At 72.5% G+C, this 3747-nt stretch carries 3 protein-coding genes; all 3 read left to right on the top strand.

What is annotated here, in order from left to right; all coding sequences use genetic code 11:
• Window positions 1-618, top strand: a 618-nt coding sequence (locus ABYE80_RS18355; protein WP_372791749.1) for a Wzt carbohydrate-binding domain-containing protein, incomplete at its 5' end; no start/stop codon positions are given.
• Window positions 615-1487 (top strand): ABC transporter permease, encoded by an 873-nt coding sequence (locus tag ABYE80_RS18350; protein WP_372791748.1) that lies wholly within the window; start codon window positions 615-617, stop codon window positions 1485-1487. The genes ABYE80_RS18355 and ABYE80_RS18350, both read left to right, overlap by 4 nt.
• Before the next feature lie 10 nt (window positions 1488-1497).
• The coding region (locus tag ABYE80_RS18345; protein ID WP_372791747.1) for a methyltransferase domain-containing protein at window positions 1498-3747 on the top strand (2250 nt) is incomplete at its 3' end.

The following is a 3747-nucleotide window of genomic DNA, read 5'->3' as shown; positions in this document are numbered from 1 at the left end:
GCCAGCGGCAAGACGATCGTCTTCGTCACCCACGACATGAACGCGACCGAGCGCTTCTGCGACCGGGCGATGCTGATCGAGCGCGGGGACGTCATCGACATCAACGAGCCGCACGTCATCGCCCGCGCCTACAACGAGCTGAACTTCGGCCGTCTCGTGCACGACGAGGTCGAGACCGGCCGCTACGGCGACCGCACGATGTGCGAGATCGCCGACGCCTGGTTCGAGTCCCCCACCGGCGAGCGGATCGCGCAGGTCGCCCACGGCGAGCCGGTCCGTGCCGCCGTCCGGGCGAGGTTCTTCCAGCCGGTGGAGAACCCGGTGTTCGGCGTGACCCTGCGCAACGAGCTCGGTCACACGATCTTCGCCACCACGACCGAGCAGTCCGACCTCGACGTCGGATCCTTCTCGCCCGGCGACGAGGTGACCCTGCGGATCGGGTTCCAGAACGTGCTGGTCGCCTCCAACTACAAGCTCACCCCGTCGATCGCACGGGCGGGCTCGGGCTCCGACACGCTCGACCTCCGCGAGGACCTCACGTCGCTGCTGGTGCACTCCACGCACAGCAGCGGCGGGATCGTCGACCTGCCGTACACGTTCGAGATGGAGCGCGCATGAGCTCGGACGTCCTGGCCCGCGACGAGCAGTTCCTGGACGAGTTCGACGCGCTCGCGCCGCACGCCGACGAGACGTTCCGCCAGAAGGCGAAGCGGATCCTGAACCTGACGTGGACCCTGGCGATCACCGACTTCCGCCTGCGCTTCTACGGCTCGGTCCTCGGCGTGCTGTGGACCCTGATCCGGCCGTTCGCCTTCTTCGGCGTCATCTACATCGTCTTCACGGAGATCGCCGGCCTCGACGCCGACGTGCCGTACTACGGCGTCTACATCCTCTTCGCGATCGTGCTGTTCACGTTCTTCGCCGAGGTCACGACGACGTCGGTGCAGTCGCTCGTGCTCCGCGAGAACCTGCTGCGCAAGATGCACTTCGAGCCGATCGTCATCCCGCTGTCGGTGATGGTCACCGGGCTGCTGAACCTCAGCACGACGCTGGTCGCGGTGATGCTGTTCGCGCTGGGCAACGGCATCTACCCGACGTGGACCTGGCTCCAGCTGCCGCTGATCGTCGTGCTGATCGCGATGTTCGCCAACGGGCTGGGCATGCTCCTGAGCACCCTGTACGTGAAGTACCGCGACATCTACCCGATCTGGGAAGTCACCAGCCAGATCATGTTCTACGCCTCGTCGACGCTGTACGTCGCGACGACGGTGCCGATCGACTGGCGCGAGGAATTCCTCACCAACCCGCTGTCCGCGTGCTTCGCGCAGATGCGCCATGCGGTCATCGATCCGAGTGCGCCGAGCGCCGGGGAGATCATGCGCAGCGACGTCCGGCTGCTCATCCCGCTGGGGATCATCTTCGGCACGTTCGCGCTCGGCGCGTGGGCGTTCCGCCGCGCGAGCCCGCGCATCGCCGAGAATCTCTAGCGTTCGCGCCGTGCGTCGGCGTGATCCCCAGCCCCAGGTCCCGGGATCTCCCGATGTGGCCGGCGGCGAGCCTGTGGCGCGGCCCGACGTCCTGTCGCTCGTCACCGAGCGCGCACCCGTCGCACCCCCCGCGCGGGACGCCGCCTCCGCCGTCCTGCACGCGCGCCTGAACGACGAGGACCTGCGGGCGCTGCGCGAGCACCGTGCCGGGGACTACGGGCGTCTTCGCGCCGCCGCCACCACGGACGCCGAGCGCCGGCGCATCGACCTGATCTGGACCGCGCACATCCCGATCGAGGGCGCGCTCGCTCGCACGGGACTGGTGGCCGACATGCCGCCCGCGGAGGTCCACGCGATGGCGAGCGGCCCGCTGGCCGCGGGTGGCGACCACTACCTCGCCGACGCGACCCTCGACGCCCTCCAGTCCGCGGGGCTCGACCTCGAGCCCGGCGCGATGGTGCTGGACTTCGGGTGCTCCTCGGGCCGGGTGACGCGCGTGCTCGGCGCCGTGCGTCCCGACGTGCGCTGGATCGGCTGCGACCCGAACGCGCAGGCGATCGCCTGGGCGCGGGACCACCTGAAGATGGCCGAGTTCTTCGTCAGCCCGGTCCGTCCCCCGCTCGAGATCGACACCGGCTCGCTGGATGCCGCGTTCGCGATCTCGGTCTGGTCGCACTTCGCGCAGGAGCCCGCGCTCGCCTGGCTGGACGAGATGCACCGCGTGCTGCGGCCTGGCGGCCTGCTGCTGATCACCACCCACGGCCTCACCTCAATCGCCCGCAACGCCCCCACGGGGGCCCTGGGCGAGGAGGTCGCCCGTGCCGCGGTCGAGTCGATGGTTCGCGGGGAGCATCACTTCGTCGACGTCTGGGGCGCGGAAGGGGACTGGGGCGTCGTCGACCCCCAGTGGGGCGACTCCTGGTGCACGGCGGAGTGGCTCGCGACCCACGCGACGCCCCGGTGGGCGATCCGCCTGTTCCGTCCCGGCGGGCTGGACGGCAACCAGGACCTCGTCGTGCTGGAGCGCGCCGCGGACCCCGTACGGCGGCCCCGCCCGTCCTCGTCGGCGCCGGCCCGTCGGCCCCGCCTGTCGGCCACCATCCGCTTCCACCAGCATCCCGAACGGGTCGCCCGACTCGTGCGCCTGGTCGCGCCGTACGTCGACGAGGTCCTCGTCGCCGCCGACGAACGGGTCGGCCCGCAGGACCTCGCGATCGTCGCCGACGCGCAGCCCGAGCGCATCCTGCGGATGGCCGCCGTCCGTCCCCCCGAGCGCGGCACCCCGTACCTGGCGACGCAGGCTCCCGGCGACTGGACGTTGCGACTCGACGAGGACGACGTCCCGACGCCGCGGCTCCTCCGGGCGCTGCGGGGCCTCACCGGGACGTCCGACAACGTCGCCTACCGGCTGCAGCGGCAGTGGGTGTGGCCCGACGCCCGCCACTACCTGGCCCAGCGCCCGTGGTGGCCCGACCCGCAACTGCGGCTGACGTCGACGGACCCGGCGGCGGTGGGGTACGCGGGAAGCGCGCCCGCTGTCGGCCGCGTGCTCGGACCGTGGCACGACGTGGACCTCGCGCTCCTGCACCTCCCGCTCGTCACGCGCGACCGCGCCACGCGCGAGACCGATCTCGCCGGCGACGAGCAGCCTGCGTCGCTGCCCGCGATCGAGGGGCTCCCGTTCCCCCAGGCCTACTTCGTGCCCGAGGTCCGCGATCCGGCACCCCGCGTGCTGGCCCTGGACCCCGAGGACGCCGCGGCCCTGGCCTGGGTGCTCGACGGCACCGGCCCGCCCCCGCCCGAGCCGAGACGGCTGCGCCGGCGCCGTCCCGCGACCGACGTCCCGGTCGTCGATGCCGCCGAGATCGAGGCGGCGATCCCGACCACGGAGGGCCCGGGCCCGGCCCCGCCGCCCGTCACCCCGGGCGTCTCGTTCAGCCCGGCCGTCGCCCGTGTGCGCCTGGAGCTCGCCGACCACGACCTGCGCTTCTTCGCGGGGGTGTCGCGGGCGGTCGTCGTGGCCCTGACCAACGACGGCTCGGTCGATCTCCTCGACGCGCCCGCGCCCGGGGTGACGGTACGGTCGCGGTGGGGGCACGACGCCGCGCCGCCCGCCGCGACCGGGCTCTCCGCTCGGGTCGGCCCCGGTACCCGGCGCGTGCTCCTGGCACCGGCCGAGACGCCGTCGGTCCCCGGCGTGCACACGCTCACGCTGGAGGTCCTCGACGGCAAGGGGGCGGCGCTCGGTGAGCCGCTGCGG

This window comes from Paraconexibacter sp., assembly GCF_041602235.1.
Lineage (GTDB): Bacteria > Actinomycetota > Thermoleophilia > Solirubrobacterales > Solirubrobacteraceae > Paraconexibacter.
This window is presented reverse-complemented; position numbering and strand designations above follow the sequence as displayed.